This window comes from Hymenobacter ginkgonis (assembly GCF_009755225.1).
Lineage (GTDB): Bacteria > Bacteroidota > Bacteroidia > Cytophagales > Hymenobacteraceae > Hymenobacter > Hymenobacter ginkgonis.
Window position 1 is genome coordinate 346,426 of record NZ_WQKZ01000002.1, and the last position, 25,220, is coordinate 371,645.

Annotated in this window: 19 protein-coding genes; 11 read left to right on the forward strand and 8 right to left on the reverse strand. The window is 59.7% G+C overall.

Going from position 1 to position 25,220, the window contains the following annotated elements:
- The first annotated feature begins 57 nt into the window (after window positions 1-57).
- The 5 genes from GO988_RS07270 to GO988_RS07290 all read left to right on the forward strand — a co-directional run bounded on the left by GO988_RS07270 (window position 58) and on the right by GO988_RS07290 (window position 7,230).
- On the forward strand, window positions 58-318 hold the full coding sequence (locus tag GO988_RS07270) for a hypothetical protein (protein WP_157563680.1): 261 nt from the start codon (window positions 58-60) through the stop codon (window positions 316-318).
- A 35-nt stretch (window positions 319-353) separates the two neighbouring features.
- Complete coding sequence (locus tag GO988_RS07275) at window positions 354-1,511, forward strand: efflux RND transporter periplasmic adaptor subunit (RefSeq protein WP_317164813.1); 1,158 nt, start codon at window positions 354-356, stop codon at window positions 1,509-1,511.
- A 170-nt stretch (window positions 1,512-1,681) separates the two neighbouring features.
- Window positions 1,682-4,846 (forward strand): efflux RND transporter permease subunit, encoded by a 3,165-nt coding sequence (locus GO988_RS07280; RefSeq protein ID WP_157563682.1) that lies wholly within the window; start codon window positions 1,682-1,684, stop codon window positions 4,844-4,846.
- A gap of 208 nt (window positions 4,847-5,054) precedes the next feature.
- On the forward strand, window positions 5,055-6,491 hold the full coding sequence (locus GO988_RS07285) for an efflux transporter outer membrane subunit (protein ID WP_157563685.1): 1,437 nt from the start codon (window positions 5,055-5,057) through the stop codon (window positions 6,489-6,491).
- Between the two features lie 127 nt (window positions 6,492-6,618).
- Window positions 6,619-7,230 (forward strand): thioredoxin family protein, encoded by a 612-nt coding sequence (locus tag GO988_RS07290; RefSeq protein ID WP_157563688.1) that lies wholly within the window; start codon window positions 6,619-6,621, stop codon window positions 7,228-7,230.
- 195 nt (window positions 7,231-7,425) lie between these two features.
- Here the strand turns inward: GO988_RS07290 and GO988_RS07295 are convergent, their stop codons facing one another.
- The 6 genes from GO988_RS07295 to GO988_RS07320 all read right to left on the reverse strand — a co-directional run bounded on the left by GO988_RS07295 (window position 7,426) and on the right by GO988_RS07320 (window position 16,642).
- Complete coding sequence (locus GO988_RS07295) at window positions 7,426-10,458, reverse strand: AsmA family protein (protein WP_232341438.1); 3,033 nt, start codon at window positions 10,456-10,458, stop codon at window positions 7,426-7,428.
- A 215-nt stretch (window positions 10,459-10,673) separates the two neighbouring features.
- Window positions 10,674-12,296 (reverse strand): carboxylesterase/lipase family protein, encoded by a 1,623-nt coding sequence (locus tag GO988_RS07300; RefSeq protein WP_157563691.1) that lies wholly within the window; start codon window positions 12,294-12,296, stop codon window positions 10,674-10,676.
- A gap of 180 nt (window positions 12,297-12,476) precedes the next feature.
- Complete coding sequence (gene htpG, locus GO988_RS07305) at window positions 12,477-14,306, reverse strand: molecular chaperone HtpG (RefSeq protein ID WP_157563694.1); 1,830 nt, start codon at window positions 14,304-14,306, stop codon at window positions 12,477-12,479.
- Between the two features lie 125 nt (window positions 14,307-14,431).
- Window positions 14,432-14,935, reverse strand: coding sequence for a hypothetical protein (locus tag GO988_RS07310; protein WP_157563697.1), 504 nt, complete (start codon window positions 14,933-14,935; stop codon window positions 14,432-14,434).
- A gap of 274 nt (window positions 14,936-15,209) precedes the next feature.
- Window positions 15,210-15,707 carry a hypothetical protein gene (locus tag GO988_RS07315; RefSeq protein WP_157563700.1) on the reverse strand — a complete coding sequence of 166 codons (498 nt, stop codon included), beginning with the start codon at window positions 15,705-15,707 and terminating at the stop codon, window positions 15,210-15,212.
- 29 nt (window positions 15,708-15,736) lie between these two features.
- Window positions 15,737-16,642: an NAD(P)/FAD-dependent oxidoreductase gene (locus tag GO988_RS07320; protein WP_157563703.1), complete on the reverse strand. Its 906-nt coding sequence runs from the start codon at window positions 16,640-16,642 to the stop codon at window positions 15,737-15,739.
- A 250-nt stretch (window positions 16,643-16,892) separates the two neighbouring features.
- On the opposite strand from GO988_RS07320, the gene GO988_RS07325 reads away from it, so the two are divergent.
- The 6 genes from GO988_RS07325 (at window position 16,893) to GO988_RS07350 (ending at window position 22,776) form a co-directional block, all read left to right on the forward strand.
- On the forward strand, window positions 16,893-17,240 hold the full coding sequence (locus GO988_RS07325) for a hypothetical protein (RefSeq protein ID WP_157563706.1): 348 nt from the start codon (window positions 16,893-16,895) through the stop codon (window positions 17,238-17,240).
- A gap of 353 nt (window positions 17,241-17,593) precedes the next feature.
- Window positions 17,594-20,062, forward strand: coding sequence for a TonB-dependent receptor (locus GO988_RS07330; RefSeq protein ID WP_157563709.1), 2,469 nt, complete (start codon window positions 17,594-17,596; stop codon window positions 20,060-20,062).
- A gap of 107 nt (window positions 20,063-20,169) precedes the next feature.
- A complete protein-coding gene (locus GO988_RS07335) occupies window positions 20,170-21,120 on the forward strand; it encodes a cation diffusion facilitator family transporter (RefSeq protein ID WP_157563712.1) in 951 nt (316 codons plus the stop codon).
- 289 nt (window positions 21,121-21,409) lie between these two features.
- Window positions 21,410-21,814 carry a hypothetical protein gene (locus GO988_RS07340; protein ID WP_157563715.1) on the forward strand — a complete coding sequence of 135 codons (405 nt, stop codon included), beginning with the start codon at window positions 21,410-21,412 and terminating at the stop codon, window positions 21,812-21,814.
- A gap of 112 nt (window positions 21,815-21,926) precedes the next feature.
- Window positions 21,927-22,367 carry a DUF6526 family protein gene (locus GO988_RS07345; RefSeq protein ID WP_157563719.1) on the forward strand — a complete coding sequence of 147 codons (441 nt, stop codon included), beginning with the start codon at window positions 21,927-21,929 and terminating at the stop codon, window positions 22,365-22,367.
- 106 nt (window positions 22,368-22,473) lie between these two features.
- A complete protein-coding gene (locus GO988_RS07350) occupies window positions 22,474-22,776 on the forward strand; it encodes a DUF4286 family protein (RefSeq protein ID WP_198172566.1) in 303 nt (100 codons plus the stop codon).
- Window positions 22,777-22,913: 137 nt separating this feature from the next.
- Here the strand turns inward: GO988_RS07350 and GO988_RS07355 are convergent, their stop codons facing one another.
- Window positions 22,914-24,980: a prolyl oligopeptidase family serine peptidase gene (locus tag GO988_RS07355; RefSeq protein ID WP_157563724.1), complete on the reverse strand. Its 2,067-nt coding sequence runs from the start codon at window positions 24,978-24,980 to the stop codon at window positions 22,914-22,916.
- 24 nt (window positions 24,981-25,004) lie between these two features.
- Complete coding sequence (locus GO988_RS07360; protein ID WP_157563727.1) at window positions 25,005-25,193, reverse strand: hypothetical protein; 189 nt, start codon at window positions 25,191-25,193, stop codon at window positions 25,005-25,007.
- Window positions 25,194-25,220: the final 27 nt, after the last annotated feature.

Here is a 25,220-nt window from a genome sequence, read left to right on the forward strand (position 1 = left end):
ATACCGTTTTAATGTCGGCAGGGGTGCTTTGCGGGTGTACTTTCACGTTCTGAAACCTTGAGGCGCGCTGAATCCCGTCCCGTTAATTTCTTGCTGGTGCTGCTGGCCGGGGCGCTTACGTTGTCGCTGGTTCTCAATGGGTTTCTGCTGTATAGCCGGCCCGAGCCGCTGGACTATAGCGAGCAGCAAGAAACCGAAACCGACCTGCGCCTGACGCAGCGCCTGCTGGCGCACTGCCAGGCTTCGCACCAGCAGCAAGACAGCTTGCTGATGGCGTTGCGTGCCCAAAATGCGGCGAGTGCCACCGCCACGCAGTAGCTGGCAGCCCCTGTTTTTACTACCCCTTCCGTTCCGTGAACCCTTCCATAAACACTGCTTTTCTTCGCCCCACTCTGCTGGCTACGCTAGCTGGCCTGCTGGCTGTCGGGCTGGGAGCTTGCTCGGCCAAGGCTGAAAAAGACACCGCCGAAGCCCCGCCCGTGGTGCCGGTCGTGACGCTGAAAACCTCCAGCCAGGCGCTGCACCGCGACTACGTGGTGGACGTGCAAGCCGCGCGCAACGTGGAAGTTCGGGCCCAGGTGGCAGGCTTCCTGGAGCATATTTACGTGGAAGAGGGCAAGCCCGTGAAGAAAGGCCAACCGCTGTTTCGCCTGAATGCCAGCGCGTACCAAAACAAGTTGGCCCAGGCCCGCGCCGCCGTCGCCAGCGCCCAGGCCCAAGCTGCTGCCGCTCGCGTGGAGCGCGACCGGGTGCGGCTGCTGGTCGATAAAAACATTATTGCCAAGTCTGAGCTAGCCCTATCGACCAGCAAGGTCAACGATGCCGATGCTCAGGTAGCAGCTGCCCGCGCTGGCGAGGCTGCGGCCCGGCTTAGCCTGAGCTACACGCTGGTGCGCTCGCCATTTGATGGGGTTATCGACCGCATTCCGCTTAAGGTGGGGAGCGTGGTGGAAGAAGGCACCCTGCTCACGACGGTGTCGGATTTGAGCGCCGTGTTTGCCTACTTCGACGTGGCCGAGGGCAACTACATGGACTACACCAAGGCCCGGCAACAGCACCCCGAGCAGCACCCCGATTCGGTGCGCCTCACCCTGGCCAACGGCGAGCAGTACCCGCTGACGGGTCACATCGAAACGGCCGAAAGCGAGTTCAACCCCAACACCGGCTCCATCGCTCTCAAGGCGCGCTTTGCCAACCCGCAGCGCCTGCTCAAGCACGGCGCCTCGGGCAAGGTGCGCCTTACCAGTGCGCTACCCAGCGCCCTACTGCTCCCCCAGAAGGCGGTGTTTGAGATTCAAGACAAAAACTACGTGTACGTGGTGGACCAGCAGGGCACGGTGCACACCCGCAACTTCATCCCGCAGACGCGCTTAGGCGATTTCTACGTGGTGAAGGAAGGCCTTAAGCCCGGCGAGCGCGTGGTGTACGAAGGCGCCCCCGAGCTGCACGACGGCCAGAAGATTCAAATCAAAACGCAATTGCTGGACACGGCGGCCGTGGCCGCGCAGTAGCCTCGGGTCTGACCCCATACGCTGGTCATGCAGAGCGTAGCGAAGCATCTCGCTCGCATCGTTGGGTTAGGACCCCTGGCGTCAGCAAGCGAGATGCTTCGCTACGCTCTGCATGACAGCTATCCGGAGCCGCCCGCCCAGTTAATTACTTGATTATTAAGTAAAAATTCATGTTCGACATCTTCATTCGCCGGCCGATTCTCTCGCTGGTCATTTCTGTGTTTCTGGTGCTGCTGGGGGCGCTGGCGTTGATGACGCTGCCCATCACGCAGTTTCCCGACATCGTGCCGCCCTCGGTGACGGTGACGGCCAAGTACACCGGCGCCAACGCGGAGGTATGCGCTAAGGCCGTTGCTACCCCCCTCGAACGAGCCATCAACGGCGTGCCGGGCATGACCTACATGAACTCGGTGAGTAGCAACAACGGCGTCACGCTCATCACGGTGTTCTTCGAAGTGGGCACCGACCCCGACCTGGCCGCCGTGGGCGTGCAGAACCGCGTCACGACCGTGATTGACGAGCTGCCCGAGGAAGTAATCAAGGCCGGCGTGACCACTGAGAAGGAGGTAAACTCGATGCTGCTGTACCTCAACATCACGAGCGAAGACAAGGCGGTGGGCGAGAAGTTTATTTACAACTTCGCTGACATCAACGTGTTGCAGGAGTTGAAACGCATTAACGGGGTAGGCTTTGCCGAAATTATGGGCTCGCGCGAGTACTCGATGCGGGTGTGGCTGAAGCCCGACCGCATGGCGGCCTACGACGTGGGTACCGACGAAATCGTGGCCGCTATTCGGGCCCAAAACGTGGAGGCGGCCCCTGGCAAATCGGGCGAAAGCTCGGGGGGTAAGGCCCAGCAATTGCAGTACGTGCTGCGCTACACGGGCAAGTTTTTCGAGCCCGACCAGTACCGCAACATCGTGCTGCGCTCGAACCCCGACGGCTCGGTGCTGCGCCTTAAGGCAGTGGCCGACGTGGAATTTGGCTCGCTCACCTACGGCATGTCGTCGAAGAACGACGGCCAGCCCTCGGCCGCCATCATGCTGAAGCAGCGCCCCGGCTCTAACGCCAGCGAGGTGATTGCCAACGTGAAAGCCCGCATGGCCGAGCTGAAAGCCACCAGCTTCCCGCCCGGCATGAAGTACAGCATTTCGTACGACGTGTCGCGCTTCCTCGACGCCAGCATTCACGAAGTACTGCGCACGCTGGTCGAGGCCTTCTTGCTGGTGTTCCTCATCGTGTACCTGTTTTTGCAAGACTGGCGCTCGACGCTGATTCCGGCGCTGGCGGTGCCGGTGGCGCTCATCGGCACGCTGGCGTTTATGCAGATGCTGGGCTTTTCGATTAACCTGCTCACGCTCTTCGCGTTGGTGCTGGCCATCGGTATCGTGGTCGATAACGCCATTGTGGTGGTGGAGGCCGTGCACGCCAAGATGGAGGAGAAGCACATGGTCGCCCGCGCCGCCACCTTCGAGGCCATGCACGAAATCAGCAGCTCGCTGATTGCCATCACGTTGGTAATGTCGGCGGTGTTCATCCCGGTGTCGTTTATGGACGGACCGGTGGGCGTGTTCTACCGTCAGTTTTCGCTCACGCTGGCCATTGCCATTGTCATTTCGGGCGTGAATGCTGTGACCCTTACCCCCGCCCTGTGCGCCTTGCTGCTCAAGCACCAAGAAGGCGAGCGCACCGGCTTGGTTGGCCGGTTTTTCAAAGGCTTTAACAACAAATACGAGGGCTTGGCCGGTGGCTACCAGCGCTTGCTCACGGGCATTGCGGGCCGCCGGGTCGTGACGATTGGGGCGCTGCTGCTCTTTTTTGTAGCGACTTGGGGCATTAGCCGCGTCCTACCCTCCGGTTTTATCCCGACCGAAGACCAGGGCATGGTGTACATCAACGTGACGACGCCGGCCGGTGCCACTGTGGAGCGCACCGAGGCCGTGCTAGCCCAGGTGCAGCGCATTGCGCAGAAGCTCAAGCCCGTAGAGTCAGTTTCGACGCTAGCTGGCTACAGCTTGGTAAACGAGGTAGCCGGCTCGAGCTACGGCATGGGCATGATTAACCTCAAGGCTTGGGACGAGCGCGAGCAGTCGGTGCCCGAGTTTATCAAAGAGCTGGAAGAGAAGACCAAAGGCATTGCCGACGCCGATATTCAGTTCCTACCCCCGCCCACGGTGCCGGGCTTCGGCAACAGCAGCGGCTTCGAGTTGCGCCTGCTGGACAAGACCGGCCGCGGCGACTTGCAGCAGACGGCTAAGGTGTCGCAGACGTTCCTGACGGCGCTGCAAAAGTCGCCGGCCATCAATGGCGCATTTACGGGCTTCGACCCCAACTTTCCGCAGTACCTCATTCACGTAGACCAGGATATGGCCGCCAAAAAAGGCGTGACCGTGGACCAGGCTATGAGCACGCTCCAGACGCTGCTCGGCAGCTACTACGCCTCCAACTTCATCCGCTTTGGGCAGATGTACAAGGTGATGGTGCAGGCTGGCCCCGAGTACCGTGGCCGCCCCGACGACCTGCTGGCGCTGCACGTGAAAAACAACCGCGGCGAGCTGGTGCCCTTCTCCACGTTTGTGCGCTTGGAGCGCGTGTTTGGCCCCGACCAACTGACGCGTTACAACATGTACACCTCGGCCATGATAAACGGCGATGCGGCGGCGGGCTTTAGCTCGGGCGATGCCATCACGGCCATCCAGAAAGTGGCGGCCGACGTGCTGCCCAAGGGCTTCAGCTACGAGTGGAGCGGCATGACGCGCGAGCAAATCCTGAGCGGTGACCAAGCGCTTTATGTGTTCGGCATCGTGCTGATATTCGTATACTTGCTGCTGGCTGCGCAGTACGAAAGCCTGCTCCTACCCCTACCCGTGCTGCTGAGCTTACCCACCGGCGTATTTGGTGCCTTTGTGAGCCTCAAGCTATTGGGCCTCGAAAACAACATCTACGCCCAGGTGGCGCTGGTCATGCTCATCGGCTTGCTGGGCAAAAACGCCATCCTTGTGATTGAGTTTGCCGAGCAGCGCCGCCGCGCCGGGGCCACCGTACTCGAAGCCGCCGTGCAAGGCGCCGTGTCGCGCCTCCGCCCGATTCTAATGACCTCGTTTGCCTTCATCGCGGGCCTGGTGCCGCTGGTAGTGGCCAGCGGCGCGGGCGCCTTGGGCAACCGCTCTATCGGCACGGCCGCAGCGGGCGGCATGCTCATTGGCACGGTGTTCGGCATGGTGCTCATTCCGGGGCTGTACGTGCTGTTTGCCAGCTTCGAGAAGGTGAAAAACCTGGATGCTAAGGAGGAAGAAAAAGCGCCGGAGCACGAGCCGGAGTTAGTGGCGCATTGACGTCACCTCACCCCCTACCCCCTCTCCTTTGGGAGAGGGGGAACCTAACGACTTGTAGCACAAGCTAAAGCATGTGCATTGTTGAACATAACCAAACCCCAGCGCCGCACAAGCTAGAGCCTGTGCAACAGCTCGCGCCGCCGTGGCTCCCCCTCTCCCCAAGGAGAGGGGGCCGGGGGGTGAGGTGACCCGCCAGAATGACCGACCTATGCGCTTTCTAACCGCTGCTCTTATCCTAATCCTGGCCACCGGCTGCCGCGTGGCCGCGCCTACTGGTCCTATTACCAGCCCTACCCCCCCCAAATCCTTCACCCAAGCGCCCCTCACCGATACGATTAGTGTGGGCTCGATGCCGTGGCGGCAGTTCTTCCAAGACCCTGCCCTGGCGGGCCTCATCGACACGGCCCTCCGCCAAAACCTCGATTTGCGAGTGGCCGTGCAGCGGGTCGAGGCGTATCAGGCGCAATACCTGGCCCGGCGCGGGTCGCTGTTCCCGACGGTATCGGCGGGCGGCACGGCGGGCCTCGACCGCTACGGCAAGTACACCATGACGGGGGTAGGTAACTTCGACACCAACCTTTCGCAGAATATCGACGGGAATCAGCGCGTGCCCACCAGCTTCACCCCCGACTACTTTGTGGGTTTGCGCAGCTCGTGGGAGGTAGATATTTGGGGCAAATTGCGGAGCCGCCGCAAGGCTGCCTACCTGCGCGTGCTCAGCTCGGAGCAGGGCCGCAACCTGGTCGTTACCAACGTAGTAGCCGACGTAGCCCGCGCCTACTACGAGCTTTTAACTCTTGACAACCAGCTGGCTACACTACTACGCAATGCCCGCTTTCAGCAAGAAGGCCTGCGCCTGATACGGGTGCAGAAGCAGGCGGGCCGCGTCACGGAGCTAGCCGTGCAGCAGTTTGCCGCCCAGGCCCTGCGCACCGAAAGCCTCGCCTACGAAACCCGCCAGCGCATCACCGAAACCGAAACCAGCCTCAACCAATTGCTGGGGCGCTACCCGCAGCCCATTCGGCGGGGGCCCGCGCTGCCCAATCAGCAGGGCCTACCCGCCCGCCTGGGGGCCGGCCTGCCCGCCACCGCCCTGCTGCGCCGCCCCGATGTGCGCCAGGCCGAGCTAGAGCTACAAGCCACCAGCGCCGAGATTGATGCGGCCCGCGCCGCCTTTCTGCCTAGCCTCACCCTTACTCCCTACGTGGGGCTCAACGCCTTCCGTACCAACCTCTTGCTCGATGCCGGCTCGGTGGTATTTGGGGTGGTAGGGGGCTTGGCCGGGCCCATCCTTAACCGCGCCCAAGTGCGGGCCGACTACCGCCAGGCCATCGCCGAAAACTACCAGGGCTACTACCGCTACCAACAAGCCCTGCAAGCGGGCTTCCGCGAGGTGGTAGTGGGCTTGCAAGGCCTAGAAAACTTCCGCGCCGTGGCCGACCTCCGCGCCCGCGAAGTGGCCCAGCTGCAAAGCGCCGTGGCCACGTCCAACGAATTGTTTGTGGCCGGCTATGCTTCTTATTTAGAAGTGATTACCGCCCAGCGCAGCGTGCTCGAAGCCGAGCTCAGCCTCGCCGATGCGCGCCAAGCACAACTGCTGCAAAGTGTGAATCTGTACCGCGCCCTGGGCGGCGGCTGGCGGTAAGCCGTGCCTACTATGTAGCAGCTGAAAACCGGAGGCAAGCCAGTAAATGGCTTGCCTCCTTTGCTTTACTGGCCAACTTTTAGCGGCTTTATGGGTATAGATTCAACTACTTACCTCGATTTTTCCCATGGCTGCTACCACCGCGCCCGTTCTCACTGCCGACCAGCTGGCGACCGGCCTCTCCTACCCTGCTTACCGCCAGCATATTACGGAGGTGTTGGCTACCCCTGCTCCCGACGCGCAACTCGCCAAAATGCTGCCGCACTACCAAGAGAACGTGGACCGCATGGAGCAGGTCGCGCCCACTGTGGTCGTGCTGCCCGAGCTGCAAGCGGCGCTTAATAAGCTCACACAGAAATACATCTGGGCCATCATTACCGAAGGCTGGTGCGGCGATGCCTCCCAAACGGTGCCCATTATCGAAGCTGTGGCCCAGGCTAGCGGCGGCCACCTCGAAACGCGCTATTTCCTGCGCGATTCGCACCTCGACCTCATCGACCGCTACCTCACCAACGGCGGCCGCGCCATCCCGATTGCCGTGGTGCTGCACGCCGACTCGCTCACCGAAGCCGGCGTGTGGGGCCCGCGCCCTACCCCCCTCCAAGCCATCATGCAAGACTTGAAAGCGCACGAAACGCCTTTCAAAGAGATTGTCACCCAAGTACATGCCTGGTACGACCAGGATGCTACCCGCACCACCCAGCACGAGTTGCTGGCCTTAGTACAAAAGCTGGCGTAGCGGCTTTAATAAAGTACCAAAAAGGAACGTTATGCTGAGCCTGCCGAAGCATCTTGGCCACTTCACCCAACGATGCGGCCAAGATGCTTCGGCAGGCTCAGCAGGACGTTCCTTTTGGCCTCGCGGCAGTCAGCCAAACGGCCCCACTCTCTGGCGAGAATGGGGCCGTTTGCTTTTTGATTACTGCGCGCCGCCTTACTTCTTCGTCGTATCAGCAGCAGCGGGAGCCGCCGCCTTTTTCCTACCCCCAAACAAACTGTTGAGGCCCGCGCCAATGGCTTGCTTGGCTTTTTCCTGCGCCTCCAGTTTCTTCTTCTGGATTTCAAGGTTGAGCTGCTCTTGGGCGTTTTGCTGCGTCACGGCCGTGGCTTTTTGTGAGCTGTCGGTTTTTGCGCGGTTTTTATTGGCTAAGTCGAGCAGCGTGCTGGTGAGCTTGGTTTTCACCACGTTGGTAACGAGCGTTTTGCCCTGGTCTTTGAGGCTGCCGCTGGTCAGCTTCACTACCGGGCTCGCTATGTTGCCGCCAATGTTGAGGCCGAGCGTCACGCGGTCGGTACCCTGGATATTTTGCACGCCCGTGAGCTGTGTGAGCTTGCTGTTCAGGGCGTTGCCGAGCTTGCCAGTGGGCGCGTTGATGGCCGCCACATACGAGAGCAGGCCGGCCAAGCTGTTGGTGCCGCCCAGCGTCATCTTCACGTCGCCGATGGTCAGGTCGAAGGGCTGCACCACCAGGTTGCCATTCACGATTTGGGCGTTGACAATCTTGTTCAGCACTTGCAAATTTTTGAGTTCGGGCAGGGTCGTGAGACTCGAAATCTGCGTCAGTACCGGCGATTGCAACACGCTGGCTTTAACAATGTCAAACAGCCCTTTGCCGCTCAGCGAGCTAAGCTTGGGCAGCATGTCCTCGTCCATTTCGCCGCTCACGCTGAAGTTGGTGCCAAACACGCCCTGCACCGTCGAGGCCAGCGGCACCAGCGCCTTCACCGTGTTGAAAGCCTTGAAGGCATTCTGGAAATCAAGGTTCTTGATGTTCAGCCCCAAGTCAAACTTCGGGTGCGCCAGGTCCTGGGTATTATAGCTGCCCGTGGTGCCAAACGTGGCGCCTAGGGTATTGAAGGTCAAATTCTTAAGCGAAGCAACTTCGTTTTTTACCGCTACCGTGCCGCTGGCGTTGGTCAGCTTCAGGTTGTCGTAGGTCACGTTATCAACCTTGCTGTTAAGTACCAAGTCGAAGAACTTCGGAATCGGCACTACCCCCGTCGCTTTGGCTGGAGCAGCCTTGCCAGTAGCGGTCGATTTCTCGCTCACCGGGTCCACCATAAACTCGTTCACGTTGAAGTTGTGCGAGGTCACGTTCATGGTGCCGCGCAGCGGCTGGCCTGGTGTGAAGAGGTAGCCCAGGTAGTTGCTCACCGTGCCGTTGGCCGCAAAGTCGGAGCTGCCGGCTGTGCCGTTCAGGCTCTGAATTGTAATCTGGTTATTGTTGAACGTGCCCGCCGCGCTGCTGATAGCCACGCCCTGCGGCAAGTCTTTGCTCTTGTAGGTCACGTTTTTAGCTTGCACCGTGCCGCTGGCTTTCACGTTTTGGTAGCGGCCGGCTTCTACGTCGGCCATGTTGCCGGCCGCCGCCACGTTGCCCGACACGCGGCCGGTTACGGTCATGCCGTCGAGCGGGAAAATCTTGGTGATTTTGGTGAGGTCCACCGTGCCCTTCACATTGGCGTCGAATATTGGCGCGTTGATGTTGTGCGCCGTGAGGCGGCCATCGAGTGGCTCGCCTTCCAGCATCATGTGAAATTGCGGCAGATTCACGTAGGTATCGTTCACCTGGCCAGTGGTGTTTACTACTGTGCCGTTGAGGTTAATATCCTCAATCGGCGCCGGAAATTTATTCGACTTCACGTAGCCGTTCGTCATCTTAATGGCGGCATTTACCACCGGCATCTGCGTTTTCGAGTACGTACCCTTGCCCGTGGCATCCACGAAAAACTGGCCGCGCATGTTCAGGCCGGGCACGGGGTACACCTTCAGCGCCTCGGCCAGGTTCACGTTGGCTTTCACGCGGCCGTCCACTTTCATGGGGTCGAGGCCGTCGATGGCGACGTTGCCGTCTACCGGGTTGGTGCCCAAGTCGAGATGAAACTGCGACACGTTGACCTTAACATTGTTGGTGAAGCCCGACGGGTTGTCAACTACCATTTTCACGTTGATGTTCTTGGCTTCCTGCGGCAAGTCGGGATACTTGAAGCGGCCATTGGTCACGGCCAGGTTCACACCGTAGCCGGGCATGTGCAGCTTGTTTTGCACGCCCTTGTAGTAGCCGTTGAAAGCCACCTGGCCGCCCGCTTCCACGTTCTTAAACTTCTCCGTAAACACACCCGGCACCAAGCTCAGGATATTTTTGAAGTCGGTTTGCAGCGCCTTAAAAGTCACGTCGTAGGTAATGTCCGTGGCGTTGGGCAGCCCAATGGCCCCCGCAAAGCTGAACGGGAAATCGTTGAGCTTCACCTGGTTTTCCTTAAAGGTGTAAAGGCTCTTGTTGAGGTCCATGCGCATGGCAATGTCGGCATTCACCTGTTTATCAGTCAGGTAATCGATGCCGGCGTAGTTGGCCGTGAGCTTATTAATCGTGGTATTCGAGGTCAGGTCGAAGATATTGCTGGCAAAATCGCCCTTGCCCGAGTGGTTCACGCCGCGCGCATCCAAGCGCACCGGAATAGTCAGGTCTTCGTAGCGCAGCCGGCCGTCGGTGATGTTCCAGCCCCGGATGGCCAGATTTACCTGGCTGGTATCCTGGCCTTTCGCGGCAGCGGCCGAATCCGAAATCATGATATCCCAGTTGGGCCGGCCGCTTTTGAGCACGCGCACCGAGAATTCTGGCCGGTCGAGCGCCACGCTTTTAATGTCAATCTGCTGGCCCCGCACCACCGACATCAAGTCTAGCCCCACGCGCAACTGCGGCAAATACACCAGCGTATCGCGGCTGAACGAATCGAGGCCAATCACGCGCAGGTTCTTGATGTCCAACCCCAAATCGGGGAACGTGCTCAGCAGCGTTACGCCAATATCGTCGGGGTTATACTGCACTTTGGCCCGCACGCGCTGCGCTATCTGCTTATCGGCCAGCGCCCGCAGCTTGTCTTTGAATAAAAAGGGTGCCGCCGCCAGCAGTGCGACTACCAGCACTAGAAATACCAGAAAACCGAGCAGAATCTTTCGCATCATGGAGAGGTAAGGAAGTGGCTTGGGGCAAAAATAAGCCGTGGCCTTTCCCAGCTTAACGCGAAAATGAGGCCGATTGCACCCAAGTATTGCATTTTTTCTGCCAACCAGCGGAGTTTGCCTATTAAAAACGGCTTGCAATACTACCTCTGATGCCTTAAGCCTGAACGTCCTGCTGAGCTTGTCAAAGTAGGACGTTCAGGTTTTGGATTAGCTAATTATTTACTAGCCGTTTGCTCCAAGAACTGGTAGCGCGGCCGGGTTTGGTCGGGTTCGGCTTTGGTGGTCACGTCTATGCGCAGCACCTGGCCGCCGCTTTGGCTGGCGGCTGGCCAGGGGGGTAGGGCCGGGCCATTCGGGTTACCGGTTTTGATGAAGTTGGCAAAGTACGCCTGCATCGTTTCCGACACCTGGTAATCATCGGGCGTCCAAGCATATACCTTATTCGTGGCCAGGTTGCCCAGCGCGTACTCAATCTCGGCCGAGTGCACGGCGCCCTTGGCGGGCGGAGCGGGGGCCCCGTTGCCGGTGCCTTTTACTACCCCCCCGGCCAGGCCGGCGGTAGCGTTGCCCATTTCGGGCGTCATGGCCGGGCGGGGGCGGGCGTAGAGGTAGCGGTACACGGGCTTGCCGCCGGTCTGGATTTGCGCGTCGGCCCACTTCCAAGTGCCGTAGCCGATGAAGCGGTCGCTGGCCAAGTTGTTGGCGGCTTGCTCTACCTCGGCGTCGGTGGTGGCGGGGTAGAGGCGCAGCACGTCGGCGGCCTTCTCTCCGTACAGCTTCTGCACGGCAGCGCGGTAGCTATCGGCCGTGGGCGCGGCCGGGCCCATCAAAGCTTGGTAACTCATTTCCTGCGAGTTCCAGCCCACCAGCAGGGGCACGTGCGCTTGCTGGCCAGCTGCGAATATTTCGGTGGGCTGGCGGGGCAGGAAGTAGCCATCTACCACCGCCGAGAAGCGCGGGGCGCCTGGCTTGCCGGTAGCCTCTAGCACTTGCTGCGCAGGCAGGGCCCGCAATGCCGCGAGCGAACTGGCCCCCAGCGTGCTGGCAAACGCTACCCCCGTCTGCTCGCCTTGGGCGAGGGTAGGCAGCGGCTGCAACCCCAGCAGCGAGCCGCTTTCGCCAATGGCGCCCGCCATGAGATTTTTCGCCAGCGGCGAAGCCATCTGGGCGCTCACCGAAAACGAACCCGCCGACTCGCCCGCGATGGTCACGTGCTGCGGGTCGCCGCCGAAGGCCGCAATGTTCTGCTGCACCCAGCGCATGGCCGCCGCTTGGTCGAGCAGGCCGTAGTTGCCGGAGGCGTGGTTGGGCGACTCCTTGGTGAGCTCAGGGTGAGCCATGAAGCCGAATACGCCGAGCCGGTAGTTCACCGTCACGGTTACGATGCCGCGCTTGGCCAGACTTTCGCCGTCGTAGCGCGGCTCCGAGCCGTCGCCGGCCACGAAGCCACCGCCGTAGAAATACACTAGCACCGGCCGCTTCTCCTGGGCCGATTTGGCGCCCGTCCACACGTTCAAATACAGGCAGTCCTCGCTCACGCCATTCGAGCGAAAGTTCATATCGCCAAACAGCGGTAGCTGCATGGCACGCGGGCCAAACTGCGTGGCAGGTCGCACGTTAGCCCACTTCGGAGCGGGCTGCGGCGCCTGCCAGCGACGCGGCCCCACCGGCGGTGCGGCGTACGGAATGCCCTTGAACTCGTGGATGCCGCTCGGGGTGGTAGCGCCGGCCAGCCGGCCGGCAGCTATTTGCACCTGGTTTTTGGGTAGGTCGCCTGCGCTCTGGGCCACGGCCACAGTGGTCAGGAAAAAGGTGGGTAGGGAAAGAAGCAATTTCATACTGGCAAGGTAGTAGTGCGAAGCTTTCGTGTTGCCTATGAGTAGCCGCGGACTACCCCAAGCGCCACTGCCCGCTAGCGCCAGCCTGCGCCGCCGCGGCGTATGCCTTACGCGCAAAAAGCCCCGTCGCTGGGCAGCAACGGGGCTTTTCTCAACTTACTTACCTTATTACGCTCCAGCTTACAGCAGTTCAGTGCTGCGCTTCACAAAGGCCGTCAAGGCCTCGCCTTTCAGCATGCCCTGGGCCAGCAAGGCTAGGTCGAAAGCCTGTTTGGCTACCGTTTCGCCGCCGTCGGCCAGTACTTTCTGCACAATGGGGCTATTGGCATTCACCGTCACGTCGAACGAGTCGGGGAAACCGCCGAACATCTGCATACCACCGCCACCGCCGGTGCGCTGCATGTCCTTCATGCGGCGCATGAACTCGTTTTGGGTAATAACCACCGGCGCATCCTGCGGCGAGAGGGCCGCTACTTTAACGTGCATCGCATCGTTGCTGATAGCTGTCTTGAAGATGTCGGTCAGCTTGGTCTGGTCGTCCTCGCTCAGCACGCTGGCCGGGGCTTCGTCTTTCTCAATAAGCTGGCTGATGGTAGCCGCATCGACGCGCTTAAACGAAGTTTTCTCCAACTTCTGCTCTAGTTGGCCAATGAAGTGCGGGTCAAGCACCTGGTCCATATTTAGCACGTCGTAGCCGCGCTCCTGGGCTGCTGCCACAAAGCCGTGCTGGCCTTCGGCATCGGTCGTATAGAGCACCACAGTGTTGCCATCTTTATCCTGCTGGTTGGCCTGGATGTGCTCGGTGTATTCCGTGAGGGTGTACAGCTTACCTTCGACGCTTTTCAGCAGCACAAAGTCCTTGGCGCGCTCGTAGAATTTCTCATCCGAGAGCATGCCATATTTCACAAACAGCCCAATATCAGCCCATTTCTCCTCGTAGCCGGGGCGGTCCTTGCGGAACAGCTCGCCGAGCTTATCGGCCACCTTGCGGGTGATGTAGGTATTGATTTTGCGCACCGCGGCGTCGGCTTGCAGGAAGCTGCGCGACACGTTCAGCGGAATATCGGGCGAGTCAATCACGCCGTGCAACAGCATCAGAAACTCGGGCACCACGTCCTTCACCTCGTCGGTGATGAACACCTGGCGCGAGTACAGCTGAATCTTGTTGCGCGAGAATTGCAGCTCGTCCTTCACCTTCGGGAAATACAGAATACCCGTCAGATTGAAAGGATAGTCTACGTTGAGGTGAATCCAAAACAGCGGCTCATCCATCGACATGGGGTAGAGCTCCTGGTAAAACTTCTTGTAGTCCTCATCCGTCAGCTCCGAAGGCTGCTTGGTCCAGATGGGGGTAGTATCGTTAATCAGCTCCCCCTCAAACTCAATCGGAATGGGCAAGAACTTGCAGTACTTGCTGAGGATGGTGCGCAGCCGAGCTTCTTCCAAAAACTCGTCCGAGTCTTCGGCCACGTGCAGCACCACGTCGGTGCCGCGCTCGGCTTTGGCATGCTCGCCAGTGGGCTCGTCGAGGGTGTACTGAGTGCTGCCGTCGCAGGTCCAGTGGGCGGTCAGGGTATCTTCCTTATACGACTTCGACCAGATTTCAACTTCACTCGATACCATGAAGGCCGAGTAAAAGCCCAGGCCGAACTGCCCAATTATCTGGTCCTTGGTTTGAGCATCCTTCTCCTTGTACTTCTCCACAAACTCGGTGGCGCCGGAGAAAGCAATCTGGTTGATGTACTTCTTGATTTCGTCGGCCGTCATGCCTAGGCCGTGGTCCGAAATCGTGATTTTGCGGGCGTCTTTGTCCACCGTTACGCGCACTTTCAGCTCGCCCAGTTCGCCGGTATACTCGCCTAGCGCGGCTAGGCTTTTGAGCTTCTGGGTAGCATCAACAGCGTTGCTGACCAATTCCCGCAGGAAAATTTCGTGGTCAGAATACAAGAACTTCTTAATAATCGGGAAGATGTTCTCGGTATGGATGGAGATGGAGCCGGTTTCGGACATCGGAATAGCGAAATAGGTGGAAAACAAAAAAGCTGACCAACGGCCCCCAAGGGAACGCTGGTCAGCTGGCTGGTTCAAAGGCTGTTCCAAGCTGGTTGTATCTGCCAGGTTGGCAGCGCCGCAGGCTACAGCAGCAAGTAGTTGGCCCTAGACTCGGCCACTCCGTCGGGCCGGGCCGCAGGCAGCTCGCTAGCCCGCTGCCACTCGGCCAGCAGGGCAGGCAAGCGCGGGGTATTGCCCGCGAGCCAGTGCATGGCCGAATCGCCTACCACAAAAAACTGCACGTCGAACCGAATTAGTGGGCGCACCGCCATGAGCAAACCTTCCACTACGTGCTGGTTATAAGCCCGCTTGTTCGACAGAATAATCACAACTTGCTCGAGCGGTAGGCGCAGCACCCCCGGCATAAAGTACGTACTCAGCCACAGCTGGTCGTACACTGGTATATCGGGTAAACTCTCTATTTCTACTAATATACGGGTAGCAAGAAGTTGCCCCGCCAGCTTGCACAATTGCTCGCAAGCAGACCGAAATCTGTTCATTTTGTGGCCGCCTACCCACTCTACCCGCAACACATCCGACGTCACATCATGCTGAATACGAAACTCTTTTATACTAGTAAGAATCATAATCTCCTGAAATGAGGTGGGCTAAGTTAGGTGGTACTTAACCATTAAGCCGCACACTTACGAAAAAAAGCTTTTACTGGATGGTAGAGACTAGCAAAATTATTTTTCTCGGAATCATTTCGTTAAGGCAGCTTTGGCCTAAAAAAGTAACTTTAGAGGCACTTTACTGGGTTACAATAACTTTTTTTTGATTTTTGCTCATTAATAAAGCCTGCGCTTATTTCAAGCAGCCGGCAGAGGCAGGGATACAATAAGCACCCAAAATTATTTACCCCTAAGGTGTAAGCCGATGGTACTCTACCTCTTCGAGCACATCCGGCAACTCAGGGCCGGCTTGGAAAGTTACTATTAACGTGCGGCGCGTGAGTCGCTCCAGGTGCTGGTCATTAAAGGAGGAGCCGCCTTCGGTGGTTGGGCTTTGGCCTAGTAATGTATGGTCGTGCACTGCATACGTCCCATGCTCGGTGCGCTCGACGCGGCCCGCATTGGTAAGCACAAATAAGTACGTTCCATCGGCCCGAAACTCGACTACCAAGTGCGCCGCGCCATCCCGAATTTCATTATTCAGGGCTGCCACCTGCGGGTTATCCATCTGGTGCAGAATGGAGTCGGGTACGGCCCGGTCGGCAATGAAGCTGATTTGGCGCACTTCCCACTTACCAATCAGCAGGCTTGGCACCTGCGCTTGCACGGCTGGCAACCCACCCGCCCAGGCCAGCAGCACCCCCAGCAAACAACCCAGCCAGTTCAGTTTGCGGGGGGTAGGGCACATAAGAACCGGTTTAAGAAAGGGGAATAAAATCAGCTGTTAAAGATAAGCTGCCGGCTTAGCACCGCGCCTACCCAGCTGCCCGCGGCAATGGCCCCCGCCAACTGGTGCAGCGGCGAGCAACAGTCGCCGGCCGCGTACACACCGGGCACGGTGGTTTGGTTTTGCTCGTCGATGCGCAGCAGGTTGCGCTCGGTCAACTCGCAGCCTAGCTGGGCGGGTAGGGTGCTGGCCTGCTGCCAGGGCAGCCCGGCGTAGAGCACGGGCAGTGGGTGACAGTGACCATTGGCCAAGCGCAGGGCGCGGAGCTGCCCCGCCTCGTGCAGCAATTCGGCCACGGGGGTTTCGTTTAGGGCTACACCTTGGGCCGCCAGCTGCTGCCGCACCTCGGCGCCGAAGGTGGCCGGGCCGTTAGTGAACACGGTTAGGTCGGGCGTCCAGTTGCGCAGCATCGTAACCATGTGGCTCACCAACTCGCCATTTAGCCACAGGCCGGTGGCTTGGTCGGCTACCTCGTAGCCGTGGCAGTATGGGCAATGAATAATCGACTTGCCCCAGCACGCTACAAAGCCGGGCACCGGCGGCAGCTCGTCGCGCAGACCACTGGCCAGCAGCAGCTTACCCGAGCTAAAAACCCCTTGAGTAGTAATTACTTCAAACGACCCGTTGGGCAGCTTGGTGGCGGCCGTGGCCTCAGCTTCTAGGAGGGCAACGGTGGGGTAGGCCGCCACCTGCTGGCGGGCACGGGCGGCTAGGTCGGCGGGCGCGGTGCCATCGTGCAGAAGCAAGTTGTGCGCATAGGGCGTGAAGCGATTGCGGGGCCGACGGGCATCGAGGACCAGCACGCGGCGCCGGGCGCGGCCCAAGGCCATGGCAGCGCTCAGCCCGGCGTAGCTACCGCCGATGATAATCACTTCGGGAGAAGGAGGGTTAAACATCTGTAGTCAGTACTAGTGAGAAAAGGATGTTGAACCTGCTAGCTGCCCTACCCCAGCCACCAGGCCGCAGCTGGGAACAGAGCAGAACAACACAGGCAGGCTGCAACCAAAGATAGCCAGCCGAACTTTAAATGCAACTAAGTTGCATTTAAAGTTCGGCTGACTTCAGCAGATTGTGTACCTTTGCAGCATCGATGCAACTGCTGGCGGCGTTCGCTCGTCTGTTGAGTTCGGTTTACTTCTAGGTACTGTGTTGCGATTCACGCGCCCCTACTTCGCCCTGCTCCTGCTGCTCTGCCTCGTGCGGACGCTGCTACCGGAGGCGTGGGTGCTGGCGCTACATACCCACGAGCACACCACGGAGGAGCCCGCCTTTGTCTCTAGCAAGCGCATTCAGGGGAAAATCGTTTTAACTACCAAGCACCTGCACTGCCATGCCGAGCAGTTTTACCAGGTGCCTTTTCAGGCGGGAGCCCCGGTAGTAGTGCCCCTACCCCCTATGCGACTCAGCTACCGGGCACTGGCCGTGCCGGCTACCTTGGCGTGTTCGGCCACCGTGCTGCGGCGTACGGCGCTACGCGGCCCGCCCGTAGGCTAGCAGCTTTCGGTACTTAAAGCACCACACGGTGCCGGCGAGCGGGCAGCTCTGCCGAGCCGGATATACCTGCTGCCTCTCCTTTCTCTTGAGCTTTTCAAAAGTCTCAACCTCTTTGGCTTAGCTCTACTGCCAGCATTGCCCTAGTGAGCCTGGCCCCTACCCTGCTGCTGGGCAGTGAGCTGAGCCCCATGCCTATAGCCGGCACCAGCTAAATCTTTATTAGCGCTACTACGTTGCGCGGCGCTGGCGACTACGCTAGCAATGCCCGGCAAAAGCACGCGCTTAGGGCGAGCAGCCTGCGCAAAGCCGGGCTAGCCACTCTCTTTTCTTTTTGCACCACTACACTTCGGGTTATGTTAAAGAAGTATGCTATCTTACTGGGCATAAGCTCCTGGGCCCCAGCGGCCGGGGCACAAGCCCTTCCTACCCCCCCGGTGCGCAGCCGGCCTACGGCCGCAGCGCCTTTCACTGGCCGGCTCACCGATGCCAAAACGGGCGAGGCGCTACCGGGCGCCAACGTGGTTTTTCCAGACCTGAAGCAGGGCACGGCGACGGATGCCGACGGCCGCTTCAGCTTTGCCAACCTGCCGCGGGGCCGGTTTCTGATGCAGGTAACCTCCTTGGGCTACAACACAATAAGCCAGACGGTAGACACCGGCAGCGGCCAACTGGCTGACCTCAAGCTGAGCCCGGCTGCCACCGAAATTGGGCAGGTGGTGGTTACGGGCGTGTCGCAGGCCACGGAGGTGCGGCGCTCGCCGGTGCCCACCACAGTTGTGGACCACACGCGCCTCAACCAAACCTCGGCCACCAACGCCATCGATGCCATTGCGCACACGCCCGGCATCAGCCAGATTACAACTGGTGCGGCCATCAGCAAGCCCGTGGTGCGCGGGCTGGGCTACAACCGCGTGGTGACCCTCAACAACGGCGCCAAGCAAGAAGGCCAGCAGTGGGGCGACGAGCACGGCATTGAGATTGACGAGTTTAGCATTGACCGGGCCGAGATTATTAAGGGGCCAGGCTCGTTGCTGTATGGCTCCGATGCCATGGCGGGCGTCATCAACTTTCTAGCGCCCGACCCTATTGCAGAGGGCCATATCACGGGCACGGCCACGGCTAACCACCAGACCAACAACCACCAACAGGGCTATTCGCTCGAAAACGCGGGCAATATCAACGGCCTGAACTGGCTGATGCGCGGCACCCGCAAAGTGGCCGGCAACTACCAGAACCGTTACGACGGCCGGGTTTTCAACTCGGGCTTCAATGAATGGGACGCCAACGGCTACCTGGGCCTAAACAAAAGCTGGGGCTACTCACACCTGACTTTCAGCACGTTCAACCAAAAAATTGGCCTTATTGAAGGCGTGCGCGACAGTGCCAGCGGGCGCTTTGTGCACGATGTGGGGGTAGGCAACCAAGTAGAATCGCGGGTAGTGAGCGACGACGAACTGCGCGGCTACGGCTTGTCGGTGCCGCGTCAACTTATTAATCACCTGCGTTTTGGCACTGATAATAATTTTATTATCGGCGATAAGGGCGGGCGGCTGGCGCTGCAAGTCAACTACCAGCAGAATCTGCGCCGCGAGTACGGCGACGCCCTCAACCCGACCGAACCGCAGCTCTACTTCCAGCTACGTACCGTGGATTACGCGTTGCGCTATTTCCTGCCCGAATTCAGCGGCTGGAACCTGGCGGTGGGCACCACTGGCCTGCGCCAGCAAAACCGGAACCTGGGCACTGAATTCCTCATTCCGGCTTATAACATGACGGAGGGCGGCGTATTTGGGGTACTGAAAAAGTCGTTTGGCCGCCTCGACCTCAGCGGCGGGCTGCGGTACGATGTGCGCCGTATTTCGGCCCAAAGCCTATACCTCGACGCTGACGAGCGCCCTACACCCGCCGCTACACCGGGGGCCGAAACCAAGTTTCCGGGCTTTTTGAGTACGTTTCAGAACTACAGCGGTAGCTTGGGCGCGGCCTACAGCTTCACCGACAAGCTCACGGTGAAGGCCAATCTTTCGCGCGGCTTTCGGGCGCCGAACATTGCCGAGCTGGGCGCCAACGGCGTGCACGAAGGCACCATTCGCTACGAAGTGGGCGCGCCCGACCTCAAGGCCGAAACCAGTTTGCAGCTCGACGCCGGCGTGAGCTATGCTACCGACCACGTGCGCTTTAGCATCGATGCGTTTGAGAATACCATTAACAACTACATCTTTCAGCGGCGCGTGCTGAACCGGGCCGGTACCGACTCGCTGGTATCGACGGGGCCTGACATTGGGCTGTTTCAGTACGTGCAAGGGCAGGCACGGCTGCTGGGCGGCGAGGTCAGCCTGGATTTTCACCCCCACCCGCTCGACTGGCTGCACTTCGAAAACTCGTTTTCGATGGTGCGCGCCCGCCAGCTTAGCGTGCCCGAGGAGCAGCAGTTTCTGCCCTTCATTCCGGCCGACCGGCTGCTGTCGGAGTTACGCGGCAACTTCCGGCGCCAGGGTCAGCGCCTCACCAACGTGTACGCCCGCTTTCAGCTGGAACAGACGTTTGCCCAGAACCGCTTTTTCGCCGCCTACGATACCGAAACGGCTACGCCAGCCTACACCTTGTTTAATGCGGGGGTAGGCACCGACGTGGCCGATGCCAAGGGCCGCACGCTGTTTTCGCTGTTCGTGACGGCCAACAACCTCTTCGACGTAGCCTACCAAAGCCACCTGAGCCGCCTCAAGTACGAGGACCTAAACTACACCAGCGGCCGGCGCGGCGTGTACAACATGGGCCGCACCGTGAGCGTGAAACTGGTAGTACCGCTCACCTTTAAGTAGCGTATAAGGCGGGGGGAGGGGGAGGGCTGCCGCCGGAACGAGCGCTACTTTCGCACCCAAACCCCGGCCTTGTTGTTGGGGCCGTTGCACGCTTACTCTTCCCACTCATGGGTCACTCGCATAGCCATTCTCACGACCACGGCCACGCTGGCCACGTGCACGCCGCGCCCCCAACGGGCGGCAAGTTCAGCGCCGCTTTCGCCATCGGCATTGGGCTAAACCTGGCTTTTGTGGCGGCTGAAACGGCGGGCGGGCTCTGGGCCAATTCCTCGGCGCTGCTCTCCGACGCCGGCCACAACCTGAGCGATGTGCTGAGTTTGGCCCTAGCCTGGGGCGCGGCTTGGCTGGCTGGCCAGCCGGCCACGGGGCGCTACACCTTTGGCTACCGCGGCGCCACCATTCAGGCGGCCTTGCTCAATGCGGCGCTGCTCTACGGCGCGCTGGGCTTTATTCTCTGGGAAACCATCGACCACTTGCGCCACCCCGCGCCCGTGAACGGCGTGGCCGTGATGGCGCTGGCGGGCGCTGGCATTTTGGTTAATGGCTTCACGGCCTTCCTGTTTCATGCTGGCCAGAAAGACGATGTGAATGTGCGCGGCGCCTACTTGCACATGCTCACCGATGCCCTCGTGAGCCTTGGCGTGGTGGTAGGCGGGGCCGTTACGTACTTCACCCACTGGACTTGGCTCGACCCGCTGCTGAGCCTGGGCTTGCTCGTGGTGATTGCCGTGGGCTCGTGGGGCTTGCTGCGTGATACTATTCGCCTGGGCTTACAAGCCGTGCCCGATGGTATTGATTTAGAGAAGGTTCAGCAGTTTTTATTGAGCCAGCCGCAGGTCGAAAGTCTGCACGACCTGCACATCTGGAGTATGAGCAGCGACGGCCACGATACAGCCCTCATGGCCCACCTCGTGCGCCCCGGCGGCGCCGACGCCGCCTGGCTGGCCAACCTGTCGGCGGGGCTGCTGCGCGAGTTCCACATCCACCACAGCACCGTGCAGGTCGAGGATGCCCTGCTGCCCGAAGGTTGCCATAGTGGCTGCGTAGCGCACGCCTAAACAGCCTGCGCTTACCCCTTCGTCGGGTGAATGAAGAGGGGTAGGCGCAGGCTGTAAGGGGTTGGAATTGCGTGCTTCAGGCTATTTTTCGCCACGCCAATTCTTACCTTATCCTGCGTATTTCCTTCCTCGCCGTAGTGGCCTCTTGGGTAGGAAATACTCGGCCTATGAGCCTCGGCAAAGACCTGAACTGTAGCGAGCCTACGCAGGAACATCACTGAATTTTACCAACTTAAAGTTGGCTTTTACGTTAAAGTGAGAAGCTAACTAGCTGTCTAATTCTTTGCTAATGAAAAACATATTTGTGCTAGCTGCCTTCGCAGCAGCTAGCTTGGTCGCTACTGCGGCCCACGCCCAAACGACCACTCCCGACCCAGCCCTTTCTACGCCTGCCCAAACTGTACCGGCTCAAACCGTGCAGGATGCTAAGGCTACTTACGAGCAGCAGCGCGACCAGCGCAAGGCCACCGCAGAATCGGTGAAAGAAAGCAAGCGCGAACTCAAAGCCCAGCAAAGCCAGGCCAACGACCTTAAGCACCAAATGAAGGCCCAGCGCCAGGTGGCTAAGCAGCAAAAAGAACAATTGAAAATGCAGCGCAGCGCCGACAAAGCGGCCAAATCGCAGGAGAAAGCTGCTAAAAGCCAGTTGAAAGCCCAAAAGCAAGCCGAAAAGGCCGCTCGTAAAGCTTCGTAGCGCCTCCTTTATTGCAGCATTTAAGCTTGAATAACAGAAAAAGCTCTGGCCCTGGCCAGAGCTTTTTCTGTTTTGCCCGTATTCTTATTTTTCGCCTTTCCTTCCTCGCCTCATGGCCGCCAAAAACCCTGTTCGTTACTACCCGTTGCACCATTATGTCCTGCTCCCGCTCACGCTGCTCATGGTGGGCTACACCATTCGGCGCTACGTGGGCGTAGCCGGCGACGACTCCGAAATTTCGCGCTTGTGGTTTTCGCTGGCCGCCGTCACGCTGCTGTTTTTCGTCACCCTCGTGATGCTGCGCCAGCACTACGCCCTCACGCTGCAAGACCGCATTGCCCGCCTCGAAGTGCGCCAGCGTTACTTTGAGGTTAGTGGCCAGCGCTTCGCCACCCTGGAGAAAGACCTCACGCTGGCCCAAATTTTATCGCTGCGCTTGGCCGGCGACCAGGAGCTGCCCCTTCTGGCCCAAGCTGCCGCCCACGAGAAGCTGTCGGCCAAGGATATTCAGGCCCGCATCAACGATTTTCAATTTGACCCCATGCGGGTGTGAGGCATTGCTAGCCAAAAGGGTGGGGCAGGAAATTGGCCGGGCTTAGTAGCGGGCAAGCCCCTACTCCTTCCTTATGTTAGCAGGCCGCTTACTTAATTTGCCGTTTATGATTCTTTACAACGTCACCACCAGCCTCGAACCCCAGATTGCCGACGAGTGGGTCGCCTACATGCTCAACCACCACATGGCCGAAGTAGTGGGCACCGGCTGCTTCATCAATAGCCAGTTGCTGCGCCTGCTCAACGAGGAGGACGACGGCATCACATACGCCGCGCAGTATTTCGCCGTCAGCCTCGAGCAGCTCGATGCCTACCAAGAGCACTTTGCGCCTGCCCTGCGCGAAGAAATGGACCGCAAGTTTAAAGGCAACTACGTTTCCTTCCGCACCACACTGGAGGTTGTGTCTTAATAAATACTACGGAACTCTGTGCTGAGACAGAAAGCATTACGTTCTTTTTAGACTGAGATTAGGCACGCAAAAAGGAGGGGGTAGGGCTGCCGTGCTGGCAGCCCTACCCCCTCCTTTTTGCGGAAGCTGCTCGCCGCTTATAGCCCGGGCGTCACGCCCATATTATAGAAGGCGAAGCTCCAGATATCGGCCCACTCCTGGATTTGGAGCTTGGTGCTTTTGCCCGCGCCGTGGCCGGCGTTCACGTCGATGCGGATGAGCGTGGGGTTGGGGCCGGCTTGGTCGGCTTGCAGCTGGGCAGCAAACTTGAAGGAGTGCGCCGGCACTACCCGGTCGTCGTGGTCGGCAGTGGTAATCATGGTGGCGGGGTAGGCGGTGCCGGACTTCAAGTTGTGCAGCGGCGAAAACTTGTAGAGGTTCGCGAACTGCGCTTGGTCGTCGGAGGTGCCGTATTCGGGTGCCCAGTTCCAGCCGATGGTGAACTTCTGGTACTTGAGCATATCCATCACGCCCACCGCCGGGAAGGCCACTTTGCAGAGGTCGGGGCGCTGCGTCATGGTGGCGCCCACAAGCAGGCCGCCGTTCGAGCCGCCCGCGATGGCCAGCTTCTCGGTGCTGGTGTAGCCGCTGGTTTTCAAGTACTCAGCCGCCGCAATGAAGTCGTCGAACACGTTTTGCTTGTTCGGCGTCATGCCGGCTTTGTGCCAGGCCTCGCCGTACTCGCCGCCGCCGCGCAGGTTCGGGATGGCCAGCACGCCGCCATTTTCTAGCCACAACATGCGCGCCACCGAGAAGCCCGGCGTGAGCGACACGTTGAAGCCGCCGTAGGCGTAGAGGTAGGTCGGGAGCTGCTTGCTGGTGATGTCGAGGCCCTTTTTATGGGTAAGGAACATCGGGATTTTCGTGCCGTCTTTGCTAGGGTAAAATACCTGTGTGGTCAGGTAATCGGCGGGCTGCACGTCCACCTTCGGGGCCTGAAACACGGTGCTTTCGTTGGTGGCCGGGTCGTACTTATAAATGGTGGTCGGGTAAGTAAACGACGTAAAGGCGTAGTACAGCACTTTGTCGGTGCGGCGGCCACCAAAGCCCGCGGCCGTGCCAATGGCCGGCAGCTTCACCTCGTGCTTAAACGCACCGGTTTCCGAATACACCTTTACCTGCGAGCTGGCATCGTGCAGGTACGTAGCCAGCAGGTAGCCGCCGGCCTGGCTGATGCTTTCGAGCTTTTCCTTGGTTTCGGGAATAACATCTTTCCAGTTAGCCTTTTGCGGGTGCTGGGGGTCGATGCGCACTACCCGGTAGTTGGGCGCGTGGTCATTGGTATACACCAGCAGCTCGCCGCCCACGTTGCCAATTACGCTCGTGTCAAACTCGTAGCTGTCTTGGATGGTCGTCCAGGTAGCGGCCTGCTCAGGGTCTTTTAAATCGCGCACTTGCACGCGGTTGCCGTCGCTTTTGCCATCGGTGAGGCTGAGGACCAGGAAGCGCTCATCCTCCGTGACACCGGCGATGCGGAAGCCCAGCGCCATGCTTTTATTCTCGTACACCAAGTAGTCGGCGTGCTGCGGTGTGCCCAGCTGGTGGTAGTACACTTTGTGGTACTCATTTTTGCCGGCCAGGCTGCTTTCGCCGGCCTTGGGCGCATCGTAGGCACTGTAATAGAAGCCTTTACCAGCCCACGAAGCACCCGAGACTTTTACCCAATCCAGTTCGTCGGGCAGGGGCTGGCGCGTCTGCATATCCAGCAGCTTGATGTGGTGCCAGTCGGAGCCGCCGCCGCTGGTAGCGTAGGCCAGGTAGCGGTGGTCGTTGCTAAAGTACAGGCCGGACAGCGCCGTAGTGCCATCGGCCGAAAACTTATTGGGGTCGAGCAGCACCTGCGCCTGCTCGATGGCCTGCCCAACTGGCAGCGTGTACACAACAGCCTGGTTCTGCAAGCCATCATTCTTGCTGAAAACCAAGTTATTCCCCTCCTGTTCGGGCACGCCGTAACGCTCGTAGTTCCAGAGCTTGGTGAGGCGGTCGCGCAGCTGGTTGCGAAACGGAATGCGGCCGAGGTAGCCAAACGTCACCTCGTTTTGGGCCGTCACCCAGGCTTTGGTTTCGGGCGCGTCGGGGTCTTCGAGCCAGTGGTAGGGGTCGGGCACGGTGGTGCCAAAATACAGGTCGAGCCGCGCATCGCGGCGGGTAGGAGGGTAGGTCAACGCAGGAAAAGCAAAAAGGCGGCGCTACGGCTGAGGCGGCAGCCGGGGCTCGGCGCGCTCCAGCGTCGGTGACTCGCTGATGGTGTGTTTATTGGATATCGCATTGGTGCGCACGGCCTCTTTGTGGGCTACCTGCTGAGTAGGCGCCAGGCGGCAGCCAGCCAGCAATGCCAGCCCCGCCAACGCCCCCGCCCAAAGAAAAGATGCACGCATTGCCAAGCGAAATGAGAGTACGGTGCC

Bases quoted from the DNA above. Each gene is read 5' to 3' on its own strand.
- GO988_RS07320 (WP_157563703.1), bottom strand. From the start codon at position 16,642: ATGTTTAACCCTCCTTCTCCCGAAGTGATTATCATCGGCGGTAGCTAC.
- GO988_RS07310 (WP_157563697.1), bottom strand. From the start codon at position 14,935: ATGATTCTTACTAGTATAAAAGAGTTTCGTATTCAGCATGATGTGACG.
- GO988_RS07360 (WP_157563727.1), bottom strand. From the start codon at position 25,193: ATGCGTGCATCTTTTCTTTGGGCGGGGGCGTTGGCGGGGCTGGCATTG.
- GO988_RS07335 (WP_157563712.1), top strand. From the start codon at position 20,170: ATGGGTCACTCGCATAGCCATTCTCACGACCACGGCCACGCTGGCCAC.
- GO988_RS07300 (WP_157563691.1), bottom strand. From the start codon at position 12,296: ATGAAATTGCTTCTTTCCCTACCCACCTTTTTCCTGACCACTGTGGCC.
- GO988_RS07330 (WP_157563709.1), top strand. From the start codon at position 17,594: ATGTTAAAGAAGTATGCTATCTTACTGGGCATAAGCTCCTGGGCCCCA.
- GO988_RS07350 (WP_198172566.1), top strand. From the start codon at position 22,474: ATGATTCTTTACAACGTCACCACCAGCCTCGAACCCCAGATTGCCGAC.
- htpG (WP_157563694.1), bottom strand. From the start codon at position 14,306: ATGTCCGAAACCGGCTCCATCTCCATCCATACCGAGAACATCTTCCCG.
- GO988_RS07290 (WP_157563688.1), top strand. From the start codon at position 6,619: ATGGCTGCTACCACCGCGCCCGTTCTCACTGCCGACCAGCTGGCGACC.
- GO988_RS07295 (WP_232341438.1), bottom strand. From the start codon at position 10,458: ATGATGCGAAAGATTCTGCTCGGTTTTCTGGTATTTCTAGTGCTGGTA.
- GO988_RS07280 (WP_157563682.1), top strand. From the start codon at position 1,682: ATGTTCGACATCTTCATTCGCCGGCCGATTCTCTCGCTGGTCATTTCT.
- GO988_RS07345 (WP_157563719.1), top strand. From the start codon at position 21,927: ATGGCCGCCAAAAACCCTGTTCGTTACTACCCGTTGCACCATTATGTC.
- GO988_RS07340 (WP_157563715.1), top strand. From the start codon at position 21,410: ATGAAAAACATATTTGTGCTAGCTGCCTTCGCAGCAGCTAGCTTGGTC.
- GO988_RS07315 (WP_157563700.1), bottom strand. From the start codon at position 15,707: ATGTGCCCTACCCCCCGCAAACTGAACTGGCTGGGTTGTTTGCTGGGG.
- GO988_RS07285 (WP_157563685.1), top strand. From the start codon at position 5,055: ATGCGCTTTCTAACCGCTGCTCTTATCCTAATCCTGGCCACCGGCTGC.